We start from the raw sequence: 21,629 nt of genomic DNA on the forward strand, positions 1-21,629 counted from the left end.
GGCTGGGGCTTCATGGCGGGGGGTGAGGGCGTCCAGCGAAATGAAGTGCGTCGGCTCCCAATCTAGGCCGCCATTGCCCCCGTCCACGGCCCAATAGTGGCCGCCGTGGTCCGCCTCGGCCTTCTGAGCCATGGCGACGTTTTCGCCGTCCGTGGCGATCCCATCGGCCCACATAGGAACGTCGGTCGCAGCCATGACCACCCCCTCCCGCGCTGGGGCTTCCGGCCCGTCATACCCGCCGACCTCCTCAACGCTCGCGGCCAGATGCGCGAGGTAGGACAGTTCCTCAGCCTCAGGTCCGGTCGTGGTGTCGATCAGCTTTTCGATGCGCTCATAGACCGCGCGACCGACTTCCAGTTCAGCGCAACCGATGGTGTTGAGCGCTGGGGCTTCCGGGGATAGGGCGGCTTCCCATTGCGGGAACTCACGCCAGCCCATCAGAGCGTCGCCTTGCGTCAGAAGGGGGCTGTAGGTCGGGCCATCGTCGCCCTCGCTGTCGCTATGCCAGCCTGTGACGTTTCGGCTCTCGTTGTCGTCCTCAAACCAAAGCGGGACGGCGTTCATGTAGAACGCTGAGAACGTCACCACCTTCTCACCGTCAGCGCGCTTCACAGCGACGATGCGGTAGGCGTGTTCGCCTTTCTTCGCCTCGGGGACTTCGGTCGGGCTACGCCACCCACCCGCCAGCGATGACGGGGCGGGGGCGGACAGACACGACAGTTCAGACATGACACCGTGGATGGCGTCGGTGATCAGTTCGCGCTCCTTGTCGGTCGGCATGTAGCCGCCTTCATCGCCGCGAAACTCATAGCCGCCGACGTATTCCTCAACGTCAAATCCGACGATGGCCGAAGCTCCCGTCCGTCCTCGCACTTCGGACAGGCTGTGAACCATCCGGGGTTCCACGCGCAGCCACAGCCGCAATAGTTCAAGACACCCATCACAGCGCCCCCTCGGCGTTGCGGGTCTCGCCTGCCGTAGCCTTGGCGCGGAGTTCGTTGTGAACCTCCATGTGATGCGCCCGGCACAGCCACCGCACGTCCAGAGGACGGCTATAATCGTCGTGGTGAGCATCAACCCGCGTCGCTGAACAGACCTCACACACGCCTTTCACCAGGTCGCCACGGAGCAAGGCGTTTCGCACCGATCGCCGCGCATCGTGATGTTCTTTGAGGGAATGATCCGCCCGATAGCGACGCTGATTTTCGGCGCCCCTGGCACGCTCTTCATCCGTGATCGGGTTTCGGGCGCGCCAAGCCTTGTAGATGGCCGACTGTTTGGCCCGATATTCTGGGCATCGCCGCCGCCTTTCGCTGAGCGCTCTCCAATACGCCCTGCGCTCTTCAGAACCAGGAACCCACGTGCTCTTTGCGCCGGAGTGAGGAACGGAGGTCATGCTGCCACCTCGAAAAGCTGGCGCTGCGATAGGCGCTCAGGGGGCCATGCCAGCGTGCGGCGGGCGGCCATGTCGTCCCAGCGGCCAGCCGCTTGCTGCACGCCCCACAGGTAACGATCCCCGAGGGATTTGAGACGGTTGTGATTGCGGGCGATGTCGGTGCTGTCAGCCGAGGTGATCGGCCAGTCGCAACCCGGCTTCAGGAGCTGGAGGCCACGGAAGAAGTGGATCGGCGGAATGGAGCCGAAAGCGGCATGGATGGCGTTGAACAGATCATCCATGCGCTCGCAGAAGGGCGCCGACAGGATGTCGCGATACTCGCCCGTGGCTCCGACGCAGAGGCGCCCGAACCGCTCAAGCAGCGCGACCGCCCGATGGATGGGCTCGTCGAGGTGATAGACCGGAACGCCATGGTCGCGCAGATCGGCGGGCCACTCGCGAATGAAGTAGTCCAGCTCCTGCGTGCCGGTGCCGATGGGGTCGGGGATGACGGCCCATGAGCAGCGCCCGTCGAGGCACCAGCGGCGGCAGAAGTCGTAATAGGCTTGCCAGTAGGCGTCGCTGAACTCGGTCCCCTTCATCCATGCGGAGAAGATGCCGTTGTCCGCAAACCATGACCGGGCGTTGGCGTCGATCCACTCGACCTGATCAGGCCGGTAGTAGGAGACGCAATAGTCCCGGAAGCCCAGCGTCTGGAGGACTGCATTCGGGGTGATCGGGGTGCCATGATAGGCGGCCTTCGCGAGATAAGCCGCGCCACCTGATGCATCACCGCCGGGCACGGAGGCCTCTTGGCCGGAGTGAACACCAACCATCAGGCTTTCCCCTCTTGAGAGCGGCGAAGGATCGCTTCCGCTGCTGTGGTGTCGCCAGAGACGGCGTAGAGCGCCTGGCACAGGTCGAAGGGGTCGATGCCGAGGGCGTGCCAGAAGGCCAGCTCGGCGCCGGAGTGCTGGCGCTCATGGCAGGGACGGCAGAGGGGCGTGGTCCATCGGTCGGACGGCTTCTCGGCCTTGCCGGTGGGGCGCTTGCCGATGGTGATGTCCCCTGCCCTCAGGTGCGCGGCGTCACAGGGGCCAGCGATCCGACAGGCAGCGCACGGCAGCCGGCGGATGAAGGCCAGGTGGCGGTTGTCGCGTTCCCGCGGCTGGCGCTGGCCTGGGCCCTCAGGACGGAACGACCGGGACCGGATATGGCCAGGGGCGTAATGCTTGCGCTTCAAGGCCCGCTTCTCTTCGCGCAGGCGCGTGAGGTCGGCGTTGATCTGGAACAGCGACCGGCTCATGCGGCTTGATCCAAGCGGTGGTCTTGCACGGTGGTCATGCGCGAGTGCTTGAGCAGGCGAACCCGCTCCTTCTCGCCGACCGGGCTGAGGATGACTGTGAAGGGCCGCGCCGGCACGTCGCGCTCCGGCCATGCAGCGGCCTGCTGCGTGACCCAGAGGAGACCTTCGGCGACCATGCTGAGGATCAGGGCTTCGGAGTAGCGCGGGGCGTTCTTGCTGCTGCCGACCGGCTGATCCTCCAGGCGGAACGGCACGCCCGCGAAGGCGCAGCGCATCATCCGCTGATACGGCCTGACGGTGGTCAGGAGGGCGGCTTCGTCCGCTGTGAGGACGCGGATGTCCTGCTCGGCAATCATGCCGCTTCCTGACTTGCGGTTTCGACGTAGCGGGTCTGGAGCTTGCGGCCGATGGCGCGGCGGAAGTTGAACGGGCAGGCCTTGAGGCCCAGGCCGTTCTCGACCTCCAGCATGGCGATCTGCCCTTCGGTCGTGGCGAGATCGACGCGGCGCTCGAAGGCCTCGGCCCAGCCGCGCCAGTCGGTGGCGGTCAAGTCTTCGGGCAGGAACAGGCGTTCAGACCAGTCCACGTCCTCGACGTACTCGGGCAGGCTGTAGGGTCCGACCTCTTCGACGACAGCCGGCGGCGCGGCGCGCTGGACGGGCGGGGGCGCCGGGGTGGCGAGATTCTGGTTGTCGTTCAGCCAGGTCAGGGCCGCGCACAGGCGCTGGGCGAAGACCTCGGCATCTTCGACATAGGCCGAAAGGTAGATGACCGGCACCCCTGCCCCGCCCGGCTCGCGGGCGCCGTCGATGCGGACGGTCGTGGGTCCGAACAGGTCGATGTCGCGCTTCGGCGAGCCGGTGCTGACGATGGAATAGAACTCGCGCATCAGGCCAGCGCCCACCAAAAGCAGGCGACGAAGCCGAAGCAGACAGTGCCTTGGAGGGCCATGACGAAGACACGGGTTGCCCGTCCTGCAGTGGCCGATGCGGCCTTGTGGCGGCGTGCCTGGCGCTGGGCCTCGGCGGCTTCACGCTGGATCAGATTGCACTCGCGCTCGGCGCGTCGGTCGCGAACAGCTTGCCAGTTCGGATGGAAGCCTATGCCCAGCGGATGCGGGCGTATGTCGATCAAGGCGTCTTGGGCCACGGGCGTCTCCCCCTTTGGTGTTGGGAGAAGGTTCACACCGTTTGAACCGACCGTCAAGAGATTAGTTCACACCATTTGAACCCACGTCCGCGATTGACGCATCGCCTATCGACTCCCCTTCGCGGGTCGGCGATCAGTATGCGTTAACTTCTGAGGGCGGGATGAGGAAGGCTCGGACCTACCATGTGGCGCAGTTCAAGCGCCGTCGCGGGGCTCTCGCCGCTGGCGAGCTGCTGACCTTTCCTAACGAAGACGCAGCGTTTCGCAGGGGCAAGGCCATGATGGGCCGCGTCGATGGCCTGGTCTTCTTCAAGATCGAGTGCGGTGAGGATGGGGACGTTTGGAGCGAGGTTGAGTTGCTGGCGACAATCGGCGACGTGCCACCAGAAGCGGACGAGGCAGCGTGACTTCACTCGACATTAGCGAACGACGTGATACCAGTTTTGCAGCGCGCAACAGGGGGTTGGGCGTCACTTTAGATCCTGGGGGATCCTATGAAGAAGCTCATCATCGTGGCGGCTCTAGTCGTCGCTGCAACCACGACGGCCGCCTGCGCCACCAAGCGCTATCCGATCGCAACGCAATGGTCGGCTGCAGAAGCCGAAGCCATGGACTGCAATGCTCTGCGCCTTGAGTTGGTCCGCGCCAACCAGGTTCAGACCCAGATCGCCGAAACCGCCGACTTCGATTGGCGCTCGGTGGCCGGCTTCCTCGGTGACTACGGCATCGGCAACGCTATGGCGAAATCGGACGCCGACAAAGCCATCCGTGGTCGCGTCGCCGGTATCCAAGAGGCACAGCGCAACAAGCAGTGCCCGGTCGCGTAGGGGGAGTTGCCGTGAAACTGACCAACTGGTTCTTGAACTTCGACTTTAGCGGACGTGCGCGCCGCTCGCATACGTGGGCGAACTGGTTCGCCTGGCTCGCAGTTTGGCTTGTCGTCTGGGGCATTGTCATGGGGATCGCCAGCGCCGGCGTCGCTGCCGACGAAGCTACTGGCCCCGACGGAACGTCGGCCGCCTCCGGGGCACTGGGCGGCGTTGCGATGCTCATGCTTTTCGGCACATGGGCGCTCGCTTTCATCGACAGCATGGCCATGAACTTCCGCCGCGCCCACGATACGGGCCGGAGTGGCTGGATCTGGCTGTTGCTGCTTATCCCGCTCGTGAACCTGCTGCCGCTCTACTGGCTACTGATTGAAGACAGCCAGCAGGGGCCGAACAAGTATGGCCCGCCTGTGAAGCAATTCTACGAGCCCGGTAAAGCGGCGGCTTAGGTCGGTCCTTCAACCATCCAGCGGCGGCTCCATCTGGGGCCGCCGTTTTCGCATCCGAAAGCAAAACGGCCCGGCGAGAACGTCCGGGGGGGATCATTCTGCAAGCCAGGCCGCTGATCCCCGAAAGGATACGGCCATCATAGGCTGGAGCCGCACGCGGGCAAGCTGCTATGGTCGCGCCATGGAAGCGCTGACCGTAAAGTCCCTCGCCGCAGCCCCGACCTTGGATGAAAGCCACGGGCTGTTCAGGTTCGAGACCGAGGAGGCGGGGCGGATAGCCCTAGCCATCCCGCGCGAAAAGCTGCCTGGTCTCGCAGGCCTCGCCATTGCCTACGCGACGAAGCAGACGCCCGGCATCTCGGCCGAGCGGAACGTCACCGCCCTAGAGATCGACGGCTTTGATCTGCTGGCCGACGACATGGGCGGCGCCGTTATTTCGTTCCTGATCGAGGGCGTCTCGCATCAGCTCCCTTTCCATCTGACGGCAGAAGCTGTGGCGGCGCTGAAGCAGCAATTGGCGCTGGTCTGACAGCAAAAACCCCGCCCGGTGAGGGGCGGGGATTGGGACTCTTCACGCGAATTAATTCCTATGGCATCATGTCGGCATGACCGAAGCTGAGGCCAGAGAGATCGTCGTCACGCCGGAAATGCAGCGAGTGGGCTGGGCCGCCTGTGAAGAGATCAGGGTCGTTCAGCGCGACTGCTACGACGAATACGATGGCCTCAAGGCCGCATTCCCATTGATGTTGAGGGCGTGGCTGGAACAGGGCGCGCCGGGCTGGTCTGCTTCAACAGGAAGCTCAGAAGCTGCACGGTGATTTCGAAGCGCCAGCGGGGGTCCGTAAGGCGCTCGTCTCGCCGCCCGAGATCCAGGCCTAACTGACTCACCCGGCCAGCATGCTTGCTGTGGACCATAAGCCCTCTAGAGGGATCGTCTCCGCATGATCGGGTGTAGACGTCGGGAAACTGCAGGTCGCGGCAGTGCTCACGAACTGGCGAGGCAGCGAAGCTCAGGCCGCGAGCCTGATGAGCGAATAGATTGCGGATCGTTGCGACCTTGACGAGATCATCTTTTGCTCTGCGGTCGATCAGCCCCATCAGGTAGGCCAGATTTACCTGCGCGCCGAATGCTCCGGCCGGTCCATTCAAGCCGAGAAATCTACCCGCCAACTCTGGATCATCGACAAGACATCGACCGATCATGGCCTTGAGGTCCGCCTCCAGGGCGCCGCCAGCCACTACGGCCAGGACGCGGTCTGAGCCATCTGACAGCTCGGCCAGAACGTCATTGTCGTTCAGCACCGCGTGCCAGAACGAGGCGTCGCCGCTGGCAAGCAGCCCTGGCAGCGACACAAAAACTGTTACCTTCGATTGGTCCGCCATCACCCCTCCCTCGAGGTTACCCGCCATGCGCAGCTGCTCGCCGCCGCTTGATCAAACGCCATACGAGATACGCAACGCAGTTCGCTGCGAAGGCCCACCCCAGCCACCAAGGCACACCGCTGCGCTCAGCCCAGATGGTGATCAGGCCGACAGCCAGGCCGACCGCAGCGGCGCCCACAGCCGCCATCAGCCTCACCCGCCACGACGCCTTCAGGAACGACAGCATGGCGATAGCGAATATCGCGGGCTGGGCCGCCAGCTTCCAGAGATCGGCTTCGGTCACCCGGCCACCGCCACGATGACCATCACGATCCCCAGCAGGACAACCAACCCGATGATCACGGCGACCGCCACATTGCCCTGCGCACGAAGCCACCGCTTGTCGGCGTCGAGGTCCACGTAGAACAACTCGTCCCCGGCCGGGATTAGCACCTTCTGCTTGATCAGCGCGTTCACCGTGGAGCGAGAACTCTTGGTCGGCAGCGGCACGGCAGTCTCAGGGTTCAGCGCCCCGGCCTTCTGGAAATGCTCGATGACCTTGCTGCGAGCCAGTGTCGCGATGATTGCGGCGTTGGCGCCGGCGCTTGCGGCTATGTTCATTTGCCCCCCCGAGGTTACACGTCTATTTCGCCAGGCACTTTTCGCGCGTGGTGTTGGGATAGAGCGAGCAGTCCCATGCCACGCGCTCGAAGCCCGTCTCGCGGTTGATCGCATAGGCGAAGGCCTGGGCTTTGATCTGCGCCTCGGTAAACGGAAGAGCTGACGGTTCTTCGCCCTCCCGCCAGATGCCGACCATGCAGTTGTCGACGTCCAGGCACTTCATCCCAGCCAGGTCAGCGAAGGACGCCGGATCGGCGTTAGACTGCACCGCCACGGTGTAGAAGCTCGGCCCTACCTCATGCGTGGCCAAGGCTGTCGCGGCGACCATCGGCCTTGGCTTGAGCGCTGCGTTAGCAGCTATTGCGCCAACCATCAGGAGGGCGGCGCCGCCTGCGACGTAGAGCCACTTTTTCATCGTCCTCCCCCGAGGTTCAGCCGCTTTAAAAGTCGGCCGTGAATGTCATTAGGCCGCGCGGCCGGCAGCCTTTTTGTCGGCTTCAGGCTTCGGCGCGGCAGCGGCCTCTTCCTTGACCACTTCTCGCACAGCTGCCTCCAGGCGCCGGATCCGCATAGCGTCGTCGGGATGCATGAGGAGTTCGTGAGGACGGATGTTCAGCAACTCTGAAATCGCCTGAACATGATCCCGCCTGAACGGCTGGAGCCCATGCCACAGGCGGTTCGCCGTGTTTTTGGGATAGTCCAGCTTCGTGACGAGGTCATTCTGTTTGAGGCCAGCCGTGGCGAACCACTCGTGCAGAAACCAGTCCGGACCGTCAGTTTGTTCCATGTTCACATGATGCGAACTTCTCCACAGGAAGTCGCCCGCCACCATGTGAACCTGTGAGATTGACGAGAGGTTCAAACTATGTGAACCTTTGGCATGACCCTCGCTCAACATCGTGCAGCCCTCGGCCTCTCGCTTGAGCAGTGCGCCGTGGCTCTTGGCCTCAGCCCTTCCAGCAAGGGCTGGCTCTCCGAAATCGAGAACGGGAAACGCGACGCCTCGCTGCGGCTGGCGCTGAGGATCGAGCGATGGAGTGGCGGCGCGGTGTCGGCTGCATCCGTTTGCGCTGAGCTTCGCGCCGCAAACGACACCCCTTCCCGGTCCGAGGCCGCTTGATGTCGCGGTCGGTGGTCAAGAGCCTGATCCTGGCCGTTCGGACGGTGGTTCTTCACGTCGAGGACTATGACCGGCTCCGCCGCGAGGGCGCCGACGAGTTCACGGTCGCCCGCGTCCGTCGCGAAATGGTCGAGGCCGCGCGCTTGGCGACCGAGACGGCAGACCTGTCGACGGCGCTTCTGCAGGCCGTCGGGCCGACCGTCGCGCGCCTTGTCGTCGCCAACACCGATCACCCCTCACCTCCCGATGAGCCGCCACCTCAGGCGGCCTAACCCACGAAAACTACGGCGGCGCTTGGCGACCGTCAGCTTGCAAACAGAAGGCACCGTGCAATGAGCCGGCTTCAGGAAACCCAAGAGGTCAAAGCCCTCTTCAAGATGTTGGTGACGGCGGTCGGCGGCGTTGAAGCTGCTGGCGTCCACCTCGGCGTGTCACACCAGCGCGTTTCGCAGCTCTACTCCCTGAGCAACGAAGACGAACCCGGCTATCGCCAGATCCGGCTGCTGGAAGTCGTCGCCGGGCGAACGATTGTCACCGGCGCCCACGTCAAGGCGGTGCGTGGCGAAGAGGCCGACAGCATTTCCGCTGCGGTGGTCGAGTCGGTCAGCGCGACGTCAACGGCGCTGCGCCTGGTCCATGACATGGACGCCGACGGACAACGCGATCAGGGCGAAATCCTCGCCGTTCGTCAGGCGACGACCATCGCTCGTGACGCGGTGACGCGCCTGGAGGCGAAAGCCGCGACCCTACAGCCTGGGGCAGCGTGATGGGCGCCCTCCTCCTCAGACTGCACACTGCCCTCCTGGCCCTCACGGGCAAGGACAGCCTGCTGCACGGCCAGGCCGACCCGTTCGCCACGGTGCAGGGCGTGTTCGACGCGCTGGAACACCGCGCAACCGAACGCCGCGACATGAACGCTGTCGGCAAGCTGAAGGCGGCACGCAACATCGTGACGAGCGAATGCCTGCGAGGTGCGCGATGACCGTCGCCACCAATCGCGCCAACTCCACCAGTACCGGGGCTTTCGCCACGTCTCGACGCGGTGGTTTGACGCCCCAGGAGGTCAAGATGGCCCGCGAAATGCGCGCCAAGGGCCGGGGCTGGCAGACCATCGCCAATGTCATGGGGCGGTGCCGTGAGGACTTGCAGGGGCTGGAAGCCTCCAATGACGTTGGATTGCCGGTCGGTGGTCCGCGGCCGCGCCCTTTCGCCTGGACGTCAGAGAAGCTGGCTGCGTCGGAGCGACTGTACCTGGAGGGGTTCGGCGCCAACACCATTGCGACAGCTGTCGATTGCGACCTGAGGACGGCGGAGGCCCGGTACAGCCTGCTGCGCCGGAAGGTGAAACGATGACGCCTGAACGTCGGATCAAAGCCCGATCCGTGGTCGAGTTCGTGGCCAAGCGCTACGGCGTGAGCCTGGGCGAGATCACAGGTCGTAGGGTTATCCGCTCAATCGCGCGGCCTCGTCAGATCGCCATGTACGTGATCCGCGAGGCGTGTCCGCACCTGAGCCTGCCTCAGATAGGCCGGGCGCTGGGCGGCCGGGACCACACGACCGTCATCCACGCCGTCCGAAAGGTCGAGAGCCTGATAGCCGCCGATCCGGTTTTCGCCGCGGAGGTGACGACCACGCTGGAGTATTTCCGTGGCCTGCCCGCCGACCCGGTCGATCTGATGCTGACGGCGCAGATCGACGCCGCGTCGAAGCACCTTGAGGCTCTGATCCTAGAAGCCCGGGGGCGCATCGCCATGGCTGGACTGGCGACGCTATGAGCGTTCAAGCCATCACATGGGCGTTGGACCAGACGTGCGCCACGGCGACTGAGAAGGCCGTACTGCTGGTCGTGGCCAACTATGTGGGGCCTGACGGCACGACGTTCGTGGGCCAGGAGACCATCTCTGAGCAGGCTTGCTGCTCGATCAAGACGGTCGAGCGCGCCCTGGCGACCTTTGAAAAGGCGGGCTGGATCACCCGCGAGCGCCGGCACCGGAAGGACGGTTCGCGGACGTCGGATCTGATCGTCTCAAAGGGTCCGAAACACCCTGAACGGAGGGAGAACGTCCAAACCGACAATAAGTCGGGTAGGCGCTCGCCTAACAGACACCCTGTCCAAACCAAACAGACATCCAGTCCAAACCTACCCGACTGTGTGTCGGGGCTCACTTCGTTTGAACCGCTAGAGGAACCGTTAGAGGAAGCTGTTGCTGCTGCGCGCGAGCCAGCGAACGACACCTCGACGGTGGTGACCCTCGCATCGGTGGTCTGCGACTGGCCCGAGGGCGACGCCCGCCGTCATGCCGAGCTGCTGAGCCAGGCCGCCAACACGATCCGCCTCGACCCTGCCCGACAGCCGGGCCTGACCACGACGCTGGGCCGCCTCGCCGCCTGGCGCCGGGACGGGGCGAGTTGGGAACACGACGTCGTGCCCGTGGTCACCACCATCGCCGCCAAGCCCGGTCAGCCGATCTCGTCGTGGAAGTTCTTCGACGCCCCCATCGCCCAGTCCATCGCCGACAACGCTGCCGCCCTGAAAATCCCTGAGGCCCGCCATGCAAGCCAGACCCATGAACAGCTTCCCCGTCGCTCAGCCGAACGAAGCGCAAACCGTGACCGATCGACTGCCGGCGCTGAGCGGGCCACTTCGGTCGTGGCTGCTCGTCGAAACTTCTGACGACAAGGCCATCGAGGTCATCAGCAAGAGCCCCATGCTGCGGTCCGAGGCCGCGATGTTGATGCCGATGCTGCGCCAGGAGGCCCTCCGCCCTGCTCAGCCCGAGGAGATCATGCTGATCGTGAAGAGCCGGGAGCAAATCTTCGGCGACTTGCGGATGGAGCGGAGCGAGGTGGAGTGGACCGCGTTCTGGGCCGATTATTTCGAGGCGCTGAGCGGCCTGACGGCGGCGAGCATCGAAACCGGCATGGTGGCCTACATCGCCCTGCCCGACAGCGAGTGGGCGCCGAAGCCCGGCAAGCTGGCCCACCTGGCCAAGACGACGCCGACGTGCGGCCGCTTCACCCGAGCCTACAACCGCGCCCGTGCGGCGGTGGTCGCCAGCCAGAAGGCGGCACAGCCCAAGCCGGTGGTCGAGGACCGTCCGTCGCCCGAGGAGGTCAAGGCCATGGTGGCGAAGACGCTGGCCACCCTGGCTGAGACGCCGGCGGCCAAGGCGGCCGCCGCGAGGAAGAAGGCCCTGCGCCCGACGCCATCGGCGCCCCTGCCCGCCGGCAGCACCATGAGCGCCGAAATGCGGGCGATGCTGGAGGCCCGAAAGGTCATCCCGCCCATCGACCGCGAACCCTACCAGTACGGAGAAGCAGCATGACGACGATCAAGGCCACGGCCGCGCAGTCCATTGCCCTGGAGCGTCGACGCCTGACAGACCGGGCTGCACTGGTGCGCGGGCGCGTTGAGGCCACGCCGGGCTGCAACCTCCTGCCCAAGATCGCCAACGTCGAGAACCGCCTGAGGCTCATGCAGTTCGCGGTCGCCAAGACGCTTCTGGACGAGATCGACGACACGCTGGAGGACCTGCGCCGGAAGGCGGAAGCCCAAGCGATGCAGCAGGGCGCCGCGGAACAGGACAAGCTCCTGGATGGCAACGGCGCCGAGACGGCCAGGACCGCGTCCGGCGCGGGCATGCGGCATGGACTGCTTTGGCTGATCCAGAAGGGCCGCTTGACCCCGGTCCGCCGCACAGCCGGTCAGCGGTGGTCGGACGACTACAGCATGATCCGCACAGATGGTCTCCGCTCCTGCCTGAACGATAACGCTCCCGGCGGTGGTGCGACGGATCTCCGTCCTGACGAGAAGCGCGTCGCAGCGACGCAGCGCCTTGATCGGGCGCGCTATCACATCCGCTGCGCTACAGGATCAACGCGCCTGGCAGACCTGATGGACGCCGTCTGCGGACGTGGCGAAACCCTGAGGTCGCTAGCCGGCGGCGACAAGGACCGAGCGGAGCGGCTTGAGGTGGAGCTGATGATCGGTCTGGATATGGCCGCCGTGAGCTACGACATCATTCGTATCGCGGCCTGACCAAGGCCTATTGCAAACGGGGCCGAACGGAGCGACAAACAGATATCGGCGCTTCGCGCGTCCGGAACAGGCCCCGGCTCCTTCGAGCGCGGGGCCTTTCTCTTAGGCGGTCCGGTCAGTCACTTCCTTGGTCTGCCAGGTAGCAGAAGCGCTCTTCACCAGTGATATGGCGTGATTGCAGTCCTTGTAGTTGTGATAACCCTCGCCGCTATTGGCGATGATCTTTCCGTTTGCCGCCTCCAGTTTCCATCGGAACTGCTGGTTGGCATCTAGGTAGATTAGGAACGAGGGATAGGGTCGGGCGGTCATGGCTGCATCCTGTTTGGTTGACCCTCGCAGGCTGGGTTAGGCTAACGGCGCCGTCAACGCACGCCGGTCATCGAACATCGTGGACCTTCCTAAGCTCGTTGGGGACATCCATCCATAACGGGCAGTTATCCCCCACAACCCCGCACCACATTCCCCCTGGTCTGGCTCCCAAGCGCAGCAGGGCAAACACAACGGACCTTAGAGCTGAGAAAGCAACCGGGGTGCGGGCAGCGCGAGCTGTTCATTGCCGGGAAGGCCGGAACACTTGGGGCCAATCACCGATGGCCAGACTGACCAACCCGCCCTCTCGCCTTGGCTTTGCCAGCGACCGCAGGGCCTTCGCTCCTGACCAACCCAAGGGGCCAGCCCCCGTCCAGCACAGCGCACCATGGAAGGCCTGGTACAAGACGGCCCGATGGAAGGCGCTACGCCAGACCATCCTGATCCGAGACGCCTACACCTGCCAGCGCACCGGCGCCGTCCTCGGCGGCAAGAGCCCAGACCCTGATAGCCCAGTGGTGAACCACAAGCGCCCGCACCGTGGCGATGAGCGCCTGTTCTGGGACCCGAACAACCTGGAGACGGTCAGCAAGGCCGTCCACGACTCGACCATCCAGCGCGAGGAGCAGGAGAGCCTGCATCAGCGCGGGGTGTGGAGCTGAGGAGTTAGCAGCATGTCGCGCATCGAGACAGTGAACCTCAACGCCGCGACCGCGCGGTTAGGGATCAAGATCAAGGTCCGCGGCCTTAAGGGTCTCGCGTTCCGTCTCTCTCTCTGGCTCGCCGCCTCTTCGCCTTCGCCGGTGTCGTGGCCGGTGTCCCGGTGGAGATAGACGTGCCGAGCACGCGCACTCGGGTCCTGCTCGATGAGGCTGATCGCCGGATCGATAGGCGGGCAGGCTGCGTCTACGTCAGCACTCATGCCGAAGTCGATGAGACTGGCCAGCGCTGGTCAACGTGGGACCGCATCAAGCTCCCAGACTGACCCCCGGGGGGGGGCATCAAAAGTCCAACGGAAGCCGTCGCTTAGGGACCGGCCTCCCCGGCACGTAGAGATTTAATCCCGGCTGGGAAGTTCGCGGGTGCGAACCGGAGCCGGCTGGAGCCCTCATGACGGACGAAAAGAAGCCCGTCGACTGGGCAGAGATTGAGCGCGATTACCGCGCAGGAACCATGTCCATCCGGGAGTTGGCGGCCTGGTACGGCCTCAGCGACACGGCGATCAGGAAGCGGGCGAAGAAAGACGGCTGGGAGCGTGCGAACCCCAAGGCAGGTTCGCACCGCGAACCACCCCGCGAACCGGAGCCCGCGAAGGTCTACGTCGGCACGGTTCTGACGCCGGAGAACACCACGCCCGAGGCCATCGTCGGCCGGGGCCGCAACCTCGTCATGAGGATGCTGGACGAGCTGGACGCCACGACCACGCGCAAAGGCGAGCTTGAGGACATGATCGTCTCGGCCATCGACGAGGGCGCGGACGACAAACAGAAACAGGCCGCTATGGCGGCCGTGTCGCTCAAGGGTCGCTCGGAGGTGCTGAAAGCCCTCGCCACGGCGGCCAAGACGTTTGCCGAGGCCGGTGCGCCGGCTGGCGTGAAGAAGCAGCGGCAGGAAGCCGGGGAGCGGGTCGCCAAGGGTGGCGGCAAGTTCTCGGCGCCGGCTCCTCCCCTGAGGCTGGTCCGCTAGGATTTGCTGTTGCCGCAGGGCGATAGCCGCTAAGATCGGATCGAGCCGGGACGGCAATCCCGAGCTCGATCCTAACCTGCCGAGCTGTTGAGGAGCATCGGATGGCTGAGGCCAAGCATACGTGCGCGACGAAGGTCTGCACAGCCTGTGGCGGCGAAAAGCTCGCTACTGAGGAGTTCTTCCACGCCAACCCCGGCGGGGCATTCGGCCTTCGTGGTCAGTGCCGAGAGTGCCGGAAGGCACGAATACGGGAGTTGATCGCCCAGCCCGATCAGGTTGCGAAGCGCAGTGCTGCCGCTGCTGCCTACACGGCGTCCGGCAAGGCTGCCGCGCAATCTAGGGCATGGCGAGCGGCAAACCCCGACAGCGCTTTGCGGTCGAAACGAAAGTGGGCGGGCAAAAACCGCGATCATGTTCGACAGCAGCAGCAAGGCTGGCGCGACGCGAACAGGCCCCTGGTCCGAGCAAAGCAGCGCAGACAGGACGCGAAGGTCCGCACCGATCCTTCGGCGGCCCTTCGAAAGCGGATGCGGGATAGCCTGCGCCGCATGGCTAAGGGCGCGAAGGCTGGGCGCGGAACGTTCGAACTGCTGGGCTACGGTTCCGATGAACTGCGGACGCATCTTGAGCGCCAGTTTACAGCGGGCATGAATTGGGAGCGGCTGATGGCTGGCGAAATCCACATCGACCATATTTTGCCCGTTGCCCATTTTGGAAATCCTGAGCCGGGAACGCCTGGCTTCGCGGCATGCTGGGGCCTTACAAATCTGCGGCCTATGTGGGCGGTGGAAAACCAGCGCAAGCAGGCCCGGCGCACGAGCCTTTTGTGATTGAAACCCCCTCTACAGCGTGCCCCGATTGGCGCGACCGCATCGTCGCCAGGCGGTCGCTCATCCCGTCGCCCTTGTTCGCCAATGAGGCGCGCGAGGCGCTGGAGGTCTTCAGGTCGCTGAAGATCGTCGACGCTCCTGGTCAGCCGACCTTCGGTGAAGCCTGCGAGCAATGGGTCTTCGACTTCGTCGCCGCCATCTTCGGAGCCTATGACGCCGACAGCGGGCAACGCCTGATCCGCGAGTTCTTCCTCCTGATCTCGAAGAAGAACAGCAAGTCCACCATCGCCGCGGGCATCATGCTCACGGCCCTGATCCGCAACTGGCGCCATTCGGCTGAACTGCTGATCCTGGCGCCGACCATCGAGGTCGCGCAGAACGCCTACAAGCCCGCCCGGGACATGGTGAAGGCCGACGAGGAACTGGACGAGCTGCTGCACGTCCAGGACCACATTCGGACGATCACGCACCGCGACAACGGCGCTATGCTGAAGGTCGTCGCCGCCGACACCGACACGGTGTCGGGCAAGAAGGCCGGGCACATCTTCGTCGATGAGCTTTGGGTTTTCGGCAAACGGGCCAAGGCCGACGCCATGCTTCGCGAGGCGACGGGCGGCACGGTCTCGCGGCCTGAGGGCTTCGTGATCTGGGCCAGCACCCAGGCCGACGAGGAGCCTGCCGGGGTCTTCAAGACGAAGCTCGACTATTTCCGCGACGTGCGGGACGGCAAGATCGACGACAAGCGCAGCCTGCCGGTCATCTACGAATACCCCGAGGCCATGGTCGAGGCCGAGGCCTACCTCCAGCCCGCCAACTTCTACATCACCAACCCCAACCTGGGGCGCTCGGTCAGCCAGGAGTGGCTGGAGGACGAGCTTCGGAAGGTCCTCAACGCGACGGGCGGCGAGAAGCAGGTCTTCCTCGCCAAGCATCTGAACGTCGAGATCGGCCTCGCCCTTTCGAACAACCGATGGGCTGGCGCTGACTACTGGGAAGCCGCAGGCGATCCGACGCTGACGCTGGACACGCTTCTGGCGCGGTCGGAGGTCGTGACCATCGGGATCGACGGCGGCGGGCTCGACGACCTGTTCGGCCTGGCTGTTCTGGGCCGCGACCGCGTCACGCGGCAATGGCTGCTCTGGAACAAGGCATGGGCGCACGACGACGTGCTCAAACGGCGGACGGACATCGCAAGCCGCCTCATGGATTTTCAAGGCCAGGGCGACCTGACCATCTGCTCCGACGCGATGGAGCCGATCATGCAGGCCGCCGATCTGGTCGAGCGCGTGAAGGACTCGGGCTTGCTGCCGGAAGAGAACGGCGTCGGCGTCGATCCTGCTGGCGTCGCCGCCCTGGTGGACGAGCTTGAGGCGCGCGGCATCGGGATCGGCCTGCAGGTCGCGGTTCGTCAGGGCTACGCCCTGTCGCCTGCGTCTTGGGGCTCTGAGATCAAGCTGAAGAACGGAAGCCTGAAGCACGCTGCGCAGCCGCTCATGGCCTGGTGCGTCGGCAACGCGAAGGCCGAGGTCAAGGGCGGCGCCGTCGTCATCACCAAGCAGAGCGCCGGCCGGGCCAAGATTGACCCGCTCGTCGCCAGCTTCAACGCGATCATGCTGATGGCGCGAAACCCAGAACCGAAGGAGGCGGGATGGAACGACTACCTCGCCAGCCTGGGAGTGCCAGCTTGATCGGCAAGGCGCTGGTAGCGCTCGGCTTTAAGTCCGCCGACACGGTTCAGCATCTCACCACGACGCGGCCGGATGGCTGGGTCGATAACGTCAACGCCGGGGTTCCCGTCACGGAGACAGGCATCCTCGGCCTGTCGGCGGCGTGGGCCTGCGTCAACCTGTTGGCGGGGACCATCGCATCGCTGCCGATCATGGTCTACCGCACCGACGCGGCGGGCAACCGCGTGCCGGCGCGGGACCACCCGCTCTATCGCGTGCTGCACGACAGCCCGAACTACGACCAGACGTCGCTGGATTTCTGGGAAGGCGGCCAGGCAGCCCTTGAGCTTCGCGGCAACATGCACGCTCGCATCGAGCGCAACGGCGGGCGAATCGTCGCCCTGCACCCGATCTTCAACCCTTCCATCACGCGGCAGTCGAACGGCGCCCTTCGCTATCGCTGGACCGAGAACGGCAAGTCCTTCGACGAGCCGCAAGAGAACGTCTTCCATGTGCGCGGTTTCGGCGGTTCGCCGCTCGGTGGCCTCTCGACGCTGAGCTACGGCCGTCAGGTCTTCGGCCTTTCGCTGGCCGTGAACAATGCGGCGCAGGTTACCTTCGCAAATGGTGTCCGCCCGTCGCTGCTGCTGGTTACTCCCGGCGATAAGACGCTTACCGCCGACCAGCGGAACACTCTGGAGTCCGCCCTTCAGGAGAAGCATGCGGGCGCCATGAACGCCGGAAGGCCGATGCTCGTTGAGGGCGGGATTACGCCGCATACGGTGTCCCTGACGCCCGAAGACGCGCAGATGCTGGAGAGCCGCTCGTTTAGCGTCGAGGAGATCTGCCGCTTCTTCGAAGTGCCACCCCACATGATCGGGCACACCGAGAAGTCGACCAGCTGGGGCACCGGCCTGGAGGAGCAGACGCTCCGCTTCCAGAAGTTCACTCTGCGGCGCCGGTTGAAGCGCATCGAACAGGCCATCGCCAAGCAGCTGCTGACCCCGGCTGACCGTGTTGCTGGCATCGTGGTCGAGTTCAACCTTGAGGGCCTGCTCCGCGCCGACAGCAAGGGCCGGTCCGAGTTCTACCAGAAGATGACCCAGATCGGCGCGATGACCATCAACGAGGTCCGCGCCCTGGAAAACCTGCCGCCGGTTCCGGGCGGCGATGTGCCGCGCATGCAGTCGCAGAACATCCCGATCAACATGGCGAACCCGCCAGCGCTCGTCGCCGGAGGAGGTGAATGATGCTTCAGACCAAGGACAGCGCCATTTCGCTGGACATTAAGGCCGTCTCCGACGACGGCACGATCGAGGGCTACGGTTCCGTCTTCGGCGTCGTGGACAGCTATAACGAACAGGTCGAACCGGGCGCATTCGCGGGCTCTCTGGTCGAGCGCCGCCGCAAGGGCCAGACGGTCAAGATGCTGTGGCAGCACGACAGCTGGCAGCCGATTGGCGTGTGGGACGACATCGCCGAGGACAGCAAGGGCCTATACCTGAAGGGTAGGCTTCTGAAAGACGTCTCGCCCCGCGCAGCCGAAGCCTATGGCCTGGTCAAAGCAGGTGCCATGGACGGCCTCTCCATCGGCTACCGCACCATTCAGACGGCCCCGCATGACGACAAGCAGGGCGTGCTGAAACTTCTGAAGCTGGATCTCCGTGAAGTTTCGCTGGTGACGTTTGGCGCCAACGAGCGTGCGCGGATCGAAAGCATCAAATCCATTCTGGACCGGGGCGACCTGCCCACGGTTCGGGAGTTCGAGGGCCTCCTGCGGGACGCCGGCTTCTCTCGGACTAAGTCTGTGGCCATCACGGCTGCAGCGACGCCGCACCTTCGGGGGGAGCCCGAGGCGAAGGCTGATGACGCGATGGCCTTCTTGAAGGCCCTGCGCGGCTAACCCCTCGCCCGCTTCGGCGGGCTCCAAAGACACCCCCCACTTTTCTAAAGGAGGTCGCCATGAGCGATCAAAAGACTGCTGCCGAGCTGGCAACCGAGTTCAAGGCCGACTTCGACACCAAGCTGGACGGCGTGAAGGCCCTGGCCGAGAAGGCCGTCGCCGAAGCCCAAAAAGGCATCGACGCCACCGGCGCCCAGAAGGAAGTCATCGACGGCGCCTTGACCGCCATGAACGAGGCCAAGGCCCGTCTGGACGATCTGGAGCAGAAGATGGCTCGCGGCGGCGGCGACCCCGACCAGGGCGAGAAGTCGATCGGCGAGCAGTTCACCGAGTCCGAGGGCTTCCAGAACTTCCAGGCCAGCGGCTTCTCCAAGAGCGCACGCGGCGGCGACCTGCAGATCAAGGCTACGCTGACGTCGGCCACGACCGCTGCCGCCGGCTCGGTCGGCGACGCGGTGCAATCCACCCGCCTGCCTGGCATCCTGCCCCTGCCCCAACGCCGCCTGACCGTGCGCGATCTGCTCTCGCAGGGCCGCATGGACGGCTCGACGCTGGAGTACGTCAAGGAGACGGGCTTCACCAATTCGGCTGCGCCCGTGGCCGAAGGCACTCAGAAGCCCGAGTCGGACCTGCAGTTCGAGCTGGTCACGACTTCGGCCAAGGTCATCGCGCACTGGATGAAGGCGTCCAAGCAGATCCTGAGCGACGTGTCGCAACTCCGTTCGGTGATCGACCAGCGCCTGCTCTACGGGCTGGCCTACGCCGAAGAGCAGCAACTGCTGAACGGCAGCGGCTCCGGCCAGAACCTGCATGGCATCATCCCGCAGGCGACGGCCTACGCGGCGCCGATCACCATCTCGGGCGCGACCAGCATCGACATGATGCGTCTGGCCATGCTGCAAGCCGCCCTGGCCGAATACCCGGCGACGGGCCACGTCATGAACCCCATCGACTGGGCGTTCATCGAGACCCTGAAAGACAGCGAAGGCCGCTACATCATCGGCAACCCGCAGGGCACGGCTTCGCCCACCCTGTGGTCGCTGCCGGTCGTGACGACCCAAGCCATCGCGGTCGATAAGTTCCTGACCGGCGCCTTCAAACTGGGCGCCCAGGTCTTCGACCGTTGGGACGCTCGCGTCGAGACCGGCTACGTGGACAAGGACTTCATTCTGAACCTTGTCACGATCCTGGCTGAAGAGCGCCTGGCCCTCGCGGTCTATCGTCCCGAAGCCTTCATCTTTGGCGATTTCGGCCGCGTCACCTGATCTCCCTGAAACTGAACGGCCCGGCGGGATCAAACCTGCCGGGCCTCTTTTCGTGGCGGCCGCATCGGGCGACCGCCTCGCAAGGAGGCTCCCATGACCGAGAAATACAAAGTCACCCGGCAAGTCCTGTTCGACCGCCTGTATCAGGCCGGTGAGGCCTACGAGGGTAACGCCTCGGAAGTCGCGCATCTGGTCGCCAACGGGGTGCTGGTGAAAACCAAGGCTGAGCCTGCGCCGAAGAACAAGGCCGAGCCCAAGGTTGAGAACAAGGCGGCCGACTGATGCTGAACGTCGTCGTCCTCACGACCGGCCCGCTGATGTCGCTCGCCGAAGCCAAGCAGCACCTGCGCATTGACGGCAACGAGGATGACGCCCTGGTCGAAGCCTACGCCGACGCCGCCGTCCTTTCCGTGCTGAACCACTGCGACCGCAAGTTGGTCCCGCAGGGGGCAGAGCCCGCTTTCAAAGCCGCCGCGCTGCTGATGCTCGGCGACCTCTACAACAACCGCGAGAGCGTGGTCGCGGGCCAGTCCTTCGCCGTGTCGCCGACCATCGGTGCCCTGCTCGGCCCGTATCGCATCTATCGCGTCTAGGAGATCGCCATGCGCGTTCGCTTCACCGAGCCCTTCGATTACGTCCCGACCGAAGACCCGCGCATCCTGGTCGCGTTCTCCCCGAAAGGCGGGGCTGATGGCGACGGCGCCTACACTGTTCGGCGCGAGGCTGGTGAGGCCGCTATCGCTGCCGGCAAGGCCGAGGACCTGACGTTCAACGGCGCCGACCCTGCCAAGTTCGACCACGATGGCGACAAGCGCCCCGGCGGCGCGAAGAAGAAGACTGATGCCGAAGCCTAAGGGCGCCGGAGACCTGCGCCAGCGGGTCAAATTCCAGCGTCGTGGTGCAGGCGACGACGGCTACGGCAATCCGGTCACCGGCTGGGCCGATCTCGACATCTCTCGCGCTTGCAACCTGACGCCAACGCGGGGCGGCGAAGCCGTACAGGCTGGCAGAGTGGCCGGAACCGCATCCTGGGACTGCTGGGTCCGAAACGACAGCGGAACGCGCTCTCTGCGGACCGGCGACCGCGCCATCGACGCGCGCGACGCCACGCGCACCTTCAACATCACCTTCATCGGTGACATGGACGGCGACCGCACCTGGCTCCTGCTTCAGCTGAAGTCGGGCGTCGCAGATGGCTAAGGGCGGCCTCGAAAACGTCGAGCGGCTGATGCGCAAGTTGAACCGCATGACCCCAGCCGTTCGCAAGGCGGCAGGCCAAGAAGCCTTCATGCAGGCCGAGGATATGGCCGCGCAGATGCGCCGGATCGCGCCTCAGGCCAAAGAAGAGAACGACGGCGAGAAGGTCCGTGACCACATCCACGTCGAGGAAGGTCGCCTGGGAGACGTGTCCTACGTCGTCATCTCGGACGCCAAGGACGCCAAAGGCCGCGCCAAAGCCGCCCGCGTCGAGTTAGGCCACAAGGCCCCGGATGGAACCCATGTCGCAGCCTCGCCCTCGTTCTATCCCGTCGTTCGCGCCAGTCAGAAGCGCGTGAAGCGCCGGATCACAGCAGCCATGCGCAAGGCGTTGAGAAAAGAGGCGGGCCTATGATCGACCTGTCCCTGCCTCTGCAAGCCGCCATCGTCAAAGCGCTGAAAGAAGACCCCGATCTGATCGGACTGATCGCTGGCCGGGTCTATGACCGCGTCCCGCCCTCCCC

Annotated in this window: 38 protein-coding genes; 25 read left to right on the forward strand and 13 right to left on the reverse strand. The window is 64.9% G+C overall.

What is annotated here, in order from left to right; genetic code table 11:
- From HX774_RS14735 to HX774_RS14765, 7 genes are all read right to left on the reverse strand, one after another.
- Window positions 1-894: hypothetical protein (locus HX774_RS14735; RefSeq protein ID WP_178827964.1), on the reverse strand; the 894-nt coding region annotated here is incomplete at its 3' end.
- Between the two features lie 46 nt (window positions 895-940).
- Window positions 941-1,114 carry a hypothetical protein gene (locus HX774_RS14740; protein ID WP_218650451.1) on the reverse strand — a complete coding sequence of 58 codons (174 nt, stop codon included), beginning with the start codon at window positions 1,112-1,114 and terminating at the stop codon, window positions 941-943.
- Between the two features lie 278 nt (window positions 1,115-1,392).
- Window positions 1,393-2,211, reverse strand: a complete 819-nt coding sequence (locus tag HX774_RS14745; RefSeq protein WP_178827966.1) for a hypothetical protein — start codon at window positions 2,209-2,211, stop codon at window positions 1,393-1,395.
- Window positions 2,211-2,681 carry a hypothetical protein gene (locus HX774_RS14750; RefSeq protein WP_218650452.1) on the reverse strand — a complete coding sequence of 157 codons (471 nt, stop codon included), beginning with the start codon at window positions 2,679-2,681 and terminating at the stop codon, window positions 2,211-2,213. The genes HX774_RS14745 and HX774_RS14750 overlap by 1 nt, the downstream gene beginning before the upstream one ends.
- Window positions 2,678-3,037, reverse strand: a complete 360-nt coding sequence (locus HX774_RS14755) for a hypothetical protein (RefSeq protein ID WP_178827968.1) — start codon at window positions 3,035-3,037, stop codon at window positions 2,678-2,680. Before HX774_RS14755 ends, HX774_RS14750 begins: the two co-directional genes overlap by 4 nt.
- Window positions 3,034-3,570: a hypothetical protein gene (locus HX774_RS14760; RefSeq protein ID WP_178827970.1), complete on the reverse strand. Its 537-nt coding sequence runs from the start codon at window positions 3,568-3,570 to the stop codon at window positions 3,034-3,036. The genes HX774_RS14755 and HX774_RS14760 overlap by 4 nt, the downstream gene beginning before the upstream one ends.
- Window positions 3,570-3,830 carry a hypothetical protein gene (locus HX774_RS14765; RefSeq protein ID WP_178827973.1) on the reverse strand — a complete coding sequence of 87 codons (261 nt, stop codon included), beginning with the start codon at window positions 3,828-3,830 and terminating at the stop codon, window positions 3,570-3,572. Before HX774_RS14765 ends, HX774_RS14760 begins: the two co-directional genes overlap by 1 nt.
- A 185-nt stretch (window positions 3,831-4,015) precedes the next feature.
- On the opposite strand from HX774_RS14765, the gene HX774_RS14770 reads away from it, so the two are divergent.
- The 4 genes from HX774_RS14770 to HX774_RS14785 all read left to right on the forward strand — a co-directional run bounded on the left by HX774_RS14770 (window position 4,016) and on the right by HX774_RS14785 (window position 5,635).
- Complete coding sequence (locus HX774_RS14770) at window positions 4,016-4,237, forward strand: hypothetical protein (RefSeq protein WP_178827975.1); 222 nt, start codon at window positions 4,016-4,018, stop codon at window positions 4,235-4,237.
- A gap of 87 nt (window positions 4,238-4,324) precedes the next feature.
- A complete protein-coding gene (locus HX774_RS14775) occupies window positions 4,325-4,657 on the forward strand; it encodes a hypothetical protein (protein ID WP_178827977.1) in 333 nt (110 codons plus the stop codon).
- Window positions 4,658-4,668: 11 nt separating this feature from the next.
- Window positions 4,669-5,106 (forward strand): DUF805 domain-containing protein, encoded by a 438-nt coding sequence (locus HX774_RS14780; RefSeq protein WP_178827979.1) that lies wholly within the window; start codon window positions 4,669-4,671, stop codon window positions 5,104-5,106.
- 181 nt (window positions 5,107-5,287) lie between these two features.
- Entirely contained in the window at window positions 5,288-5,635 is a 348-nt protein-coding gene (locus tag HX774_RS14785; RefSeq protein ID WP_178827981.1) for a hypothetical protein, read from the forward strand.
- A gap of 194 nt (window positions 5,636-5,829) precedes the next feature.
- Here HX774_RS14785 and HX774_RS14790 read toward each other — a convergent pair whose 3' ends face one another.
- Genes HX774_RS14790 through HX774_RS14810 form a run of 5 tightly spaced genes read right to left on the reverse strand, consistent with a single transcriptional unit; the run spans window position 5,830 to window position 7,921 of the window.
- Entirely contained in the window at window positions 5,830-6,489 is a 660-nt protein-coding gene (locus HX774_RS14790; RefSeq protein ID WP_178827983.1) for a hypothetical protein, read from the reverse strand.
- 16 nt (window positions 6,490-6,505) lie between these two features.
- Window positions 6,506-6,772, reverse strand: coding sequence for a hypothetical protein (locus HX774_RS14795; RefSeq protein WP_178827985.1), 267 nt, complete (start codon window positions 6,770-6,772; stop codon window positions 6,506-6,508).
- A complete protein-coding gene (locus tag HX774_RS14800) occupies window positions 6,769-7,089 on the reverse strand; it encodes a hypothetical protein (RefSeq protein WP_178827987.1) in 321 nt (106 codons plus the stop codon). The genes HX774_RS14795 and HX774_RS14800 overlap by 4 nt, the downstream gene beginning before the upstream one ends.
- Before the next feature lie 22 nt (window positions 7,090-7,111).
- On the reverse strand, window positions 7,112-7,504 hold the full coding sequence (locus HX774_RS14805; protein ID WP_178827989.1) for a hypothetical protein: 393 nt from the start codon (window positions 7,502-7,504) through the stop codon (window positions 7,112-7,114).
- A gap of 48 nt (window positions 7,505-7,552) precedes the next feature.
- Window positions 7,553-7,921: a helix-turn-helix transcriptional regulator gene (locus HX774_RS14810; protein WP_178827991.1), complete on the reverse strand. Its 369-nt coding sequence runs from the start codon at window positions 7,919-7,921 to the stop codon at window positions 7,553-7,555.
- 48 nt (window positions 7,922-7,969) lie between these two features.
- Between HX774_RS14810 and HX774_RS14815 the strand changes: the two genes are divergently transcribed.
- The 9 genes from HX774_RS14815 to HX774_RS14855 are packed head-to-tail and all read left to right on the forward strand — an operon-like array spanning window position 7,970 to window position 12,248.
- Complete coding sequence (locus HX774_RS14815) at window positions 7,970-8,209, forward strand: helix-turn-helix transcriptional regulator (protein ID WP_178827993.1); 240 nt, start codon at window positions 7,970-7,972, stop codon at window positions 8,207-8,209.
- Window positions 8,209-8,481, forward strand: a complete 273-nt coding sequence (locus HX774_RS14820; protein WP_178827995.1) for a hypothetical protein — start codon at window positions 8,209-8,211, stop codon at window positions 8,479-8,481. Before HX774_RS14815 ends, HX774_RS14820 begins: the two co-directional genes overlap by 1 nt.
- Window positions 8,482-8,541: 60 nt before the next feature.
- A complete protein-coding gene (locus HX774_RS14825) occupies window positions 8,542-8,976 on the forward strand; it encodes a hypothetical protein (RefSeq protein WP_178827997.1) in 435 nt (144 codons plus the stop codon).
- Window positions 8,976-9,191, forward strand: coding sequence for a hypothetical protein (locus HX774_RS14830; protein WP_178827998.1), 216 nt, complete (start codon window positions 8,976-8,978; stop codon window positions 9,189-9,191). Before HX774_RS14825 ends, HX774_RS14830 begins: the two co-directional genes overlap by 1 nt.
- Window positions 9,188-9,562, forward strand: a complete 375-nt coding sequence (locus HX774_RS14835) for a hypothetical protein (protein WP_178828000.1) — start codon at window positions 9,188-9,190, stop codon at window positions 9,560-9,562. The genes HX774_RS14830 and HX774_RS14835 overlap by 4 nt, the downstream gene beginning before the upstream one ends.
- Window positions 9,559-9,984: a helix-turn-helix domain-containing protein gene (locus tag HX774_RS14840; RefSeq protein WP_178828002.1), complete on the forward strand. Its 426-nt coding sequence runs from the start codon at window positions 9,559-9,561 to the stop codon at window positions 9,982-9,984. The genes HX774_RS14835 and HX774_RS14840 overlap by 4 nt, the downstream gene beginning before the upstream one ends.
- Window positions 9,981-10,883, forward strand: coding sequence for a helix-turn-helix domain-containing protein (locus HX774_RS14845; RefSeq protein ID WP_218650453.1), 903 nt, complete (start codon window positions 9,981-9,983; stop codon window positions 10,881-10,883). Before HX774_RS14840 ends, HX774_RS14845 begins: the two co-directional genes overlap by 4 nt.
- On the forward strand, window positions 10,819-11,535 hold the full coding sequence (locus HX774_RS14850; RefSeq protein ID WP_178828006.1) for a hypothetical protein: 717 nt from the start codon (window positions 10,819-10,821) through the stop codon (window positions 11,533-11,535). Before HX774_RS14845 ends, HX774_RS14850 begins: the two co-directional genes overlap by 65 nt.
- Window positions 11,532-12,248 (forward strand): hypothetical protein, encoded by a 717-nt coding sequence (locus HX774_RS14855; protein WP_178828009.1) that lies wholly within the window; start codon window positions 11,532-11,534, stop codon window positions 12,246-12,248. The genes HX774_RS14850 and HX774_RS14855 overlap by 4 nt, the downstream gene beginning before the upstream one ends.
- Window positions 12,249-12,350: 102 nt before the next feature.
- On the opposite strand, the gene HX774_RS14860 is transcribed toward HX774_RS14855, so the two are convergent.
- Window positions 12,351-12,557: a DUF1508 domain-containing protein gene (locus HX774_RS14860; RefSeq protein ID WP_178828011.1), complete on the reverse strand. Its 207-nt coding sequence runs from the start codon at window positions 12,555-12,557 to the stop codon at window positions 12,351-12,353.
- 281 nt (window positions 12,558-12,838) lie between these two features.
- Here HX774_RS14860 and HX774_RS19780 point away from each other — a divergent pair, with 281 nt between their 5' ends.
- The 12 genes from HX774_RS19780 (at window position 12,839) to HX774_RS14920 (ending at window position 21,520) form a co-directional block, all read left to right on the forward strand.
- Window positions 12,839-13,219 carry an HNH endonuclease gene (locus HX774_RS19780; RefSeq protein WP_218650454.1) on the forward strand — a complete coding sequence of 127 codons (381 nt, stop codon included), beginning with the start codon at window positions 12,839-12,841 and terminating at the stop codon, window positions 13,217-13,219.
- Between the two features lie 448 nt (window positions 13,220-13,667).
- Entirely contained in the window at window positions 13,668-14,243 is a 576-nt protein-coding gene (locus HX774_RS19785; protein ID WP_218650455.1) for a hypothetical protein, read from the forward strand.
- 101 nt (window positions 14,244-14,344) lie between these two features.
- Window positions 14,345-15,073, forward strand: a complete 729-nt coding sequence (locus tag HX774_RS14875) for a hypothetical protein (protein ID WP_178828013.1) — start codon at window positions 14,345-14,347, stop codon at window positions 15,071-15,073.
- Window positions 15,070-16,761 carry a terminase large subunit gene (locus tag HX774_RS14880; protein WP_218650456.1) on the forward strand — a complete coding sequence of 564 codons (1,692 nt, stop codon included), beginning with the start codon at window positions 15,070-15,072 and terminating at the stop codon, window positions 16,759-16,761. Before HX774_RS14875 ends, HX774_RS14880 begins: the two co-directional genes overlap by 4 nt.
- Window positions 16,758-17,990 (forward strand): phage portal protein, encoded by a 1,233-nt coding sequence (locus HX774_RS14885; RefSeq protein WP_218650457.1) that lies wholly within the window; start codon window positions 16,758-16,760, stop codon window positions 17,988-17,990. Before HX774_RS14880 ends, HX774_RS14885 begins: the two co-directional genes overlap by 4 nt.
- The gene (locus HX774_RS14890; RefSeq protein WP_178828019.1) at window positions 17,987-18,643 is read left to right on the forward strand and encodes an HK97 family phage prohead protease; all 657 of its coding nucleotides are present in this window, start codon (window positions 17,987-17,989) and stop codon (window positions 18,641-18,643) included. The genes HX774_RS14885 and HX774_RS14890 overlap by 4 nt, the downstream gene beginning before the upstream one ends.
- 59 nt (window positions 18,644-18,702) lie before the next feature.
- Complete coding sequence (locus HX774_RS14895) at window positions 18,703-19,908, forward strand: phage major capsid protein (protein ID WP_178828021.1); 1,206 nt, start codon at window positions 18,703-18,705, stop codon at window positions 19,906-19,908.
- A gap of 93 nt (window positions 19,909-20,001) precedes the next feature.
- The gene (locus tag HX774_RS14900) at window positions 20,002-20,190 is read left to right on the forward strand and encodes a hypothetical protein (protein WP_178828023.1); all 189 of its coding nucleotides are present in this window, start codon (window positions 20,002-20,004) and stop codon (window positions 20,188-20,190) included.
- Window positions 20,190-20,501 carry a head-tail connector protein gene (locus tag HX774_RS14905; RefSeq protein ID WP_178828025.1) on the forward strand — a complete coding sequence of 104 codons (312 nt, stop codon included), beginning with the start codon at window positions 20,190-20,192 and terminating at the stop codon, window positions 20,499-20,501. Before HX774_RS14900 ends, HX774_RS14905 begins: the two co-directional genes overlap by 1 nt.
- A gap of 9 nt (window positions 20,502-20,510) precedes the next feature.
- Window positions 20,511-20,762 (forward strand): hypothetical protein, encoded by a 252-nt coding sequence (locus tag HX774_RS14910; RefSeq protein ID WP_178828027.1) that lies wholly within the window; start codon window positions 20,511-20,513, stop codon window positions 20,760-20,762.
- Window positions 20,749-21,108, forward strand: coding sequence for a head-tail adaptor protein (locus tag HX774_RS14915; protein ID WP_178828029.1), 360 nt, complete (start codon window positions 20,749-20,751; stop codon window positions 21,106-21,108). The genes HX774_RS14910 and HX774_RS14915 overlap by 14 nt, the downstream gene beginning before the upstream one ends.
- Complete coding sequence (locus tag HX774_RS14920) at window positions 21,101-21,520, forward strand: hypothetical protein (RefSeq protein ID WP_178828031.1); 420 nt, start codon at window positions 21,101-21,103, stop codon at window positions 21,518-21,520. The genes HX774_RS14915 and HX774_RS14920 overlap by 8 nt, the downstream gene beginning before the upstream one ends.
- The last annotated feature ends 109 nt before the right edge of the window (window positions 21,521-21,629 follow it).

Source organism: Brevundimonas sp. P7753 (assembly GCF_013386595.1).
Lineage (GTDB): Bacteria > Pseudomonadota > Alphaproteobacteria > Caulobacterales > Caulobacteraceae > Brevundimonas > Brevundimonas bullata.